Origin of the sequence: Domibacillus indicus (assembly GCF_023715895.1) — a bacterium.
GTDB classification, from domain to species: domain Bacteria; phylum Bacillota; class Bacilli; order Bacillales; family Domibacillaceae; genus Domibacillus; species Domibacillus indicus_A.
Genome location: NZ_JAMBOO010000144.1, coordinates 1 through 254, shown reverse-complemented (window position 1 = coordinate 254; position 254 = coordinate 1). Strand labels below are relative to the sequence as shown.

Genomic DNA, 254 nt, shown 5'->3' with positions numbered 1-254 from the left:
CCTAAGGAATTTCTGCAGGAAAAATCAAGAAACGTTCGAAAAGCGGTGTATCAGTTTGATGAATCCATGAAAGAAAAATTCCCGCCGAAGCCCACTTCTAACGAAGTACAAGATGAACTAGCCTACTCAATCGAAAAAGAGCCGCAGATTGCGCACCTTCCAGTTGTCAAAGAAAAACTGAACGTCCTGAAGGAAGTGACAGGCGATTATCAAGAGCAGCTTCACTATTCATCAGACACGGATGCCCGTGTTGG

At 44.5% G+C, this 254-nt stretch carries 1 pseudogene; it reads left to right on the top strand.

Annotated features, from left to right (window positions below):
• Positions 1 to 254: pseudogene (locus M3221_RS26015) on the top strand (IS5/IS1182 family transposase); the annotation flags it as partial.